This window comes from Bradyrhizobium sacchari (assembly GCF_002068095.1).
Classification (GTDB): domain Bacteria; phylum Pseudomonadota; class Alphaproteobacteria; order Rhizobiales; family Xanthobacteraceae; genus Bradyrhizobium; species Bradyrhizobium sacchari.
The window spans coordinates 354,298-354,529 of record NZ_LWIG01000033.1; the positions used below are offsets into that span (position 1 = coordinate 354,298).

Genomic DNA, 232 nt, shown 5'->3' on the forward strand with positions numbered 1-232 from the left:
CCCGCCGAGCGCGACATGATCCAGGTGCAGCGCGATGCCGATGCCGCCGCCGAGGTCTGGGCGATCGCCGACAATCTGCTCGCCTCGCGCCGCTTCATCGAGGGCGACCAGTTCACGCTCGCCGACATCGCGATCGGCTCCTACGCGCGGCGCTGGCTCGGCGTCGAGGGCATCAGCCGGCCGGCCCAGCCGAACCTGACGCGCTGGCTCGCCGAGCTCGGCAAGCGGCCCG

1 protein-coding gene is annotated in these 232 nt (G+C 73.3%); it reads left to right on the forward strand.

Translation table 11 applies throughout. The annotated features are described in order from the left end of the window. On the forward strand, positions 1-232 hold a 232-nt coding region (locus A5906_RS45290; protein ID WP_245326972.1), incomplete at both ends, for a glutathione binding-like protein.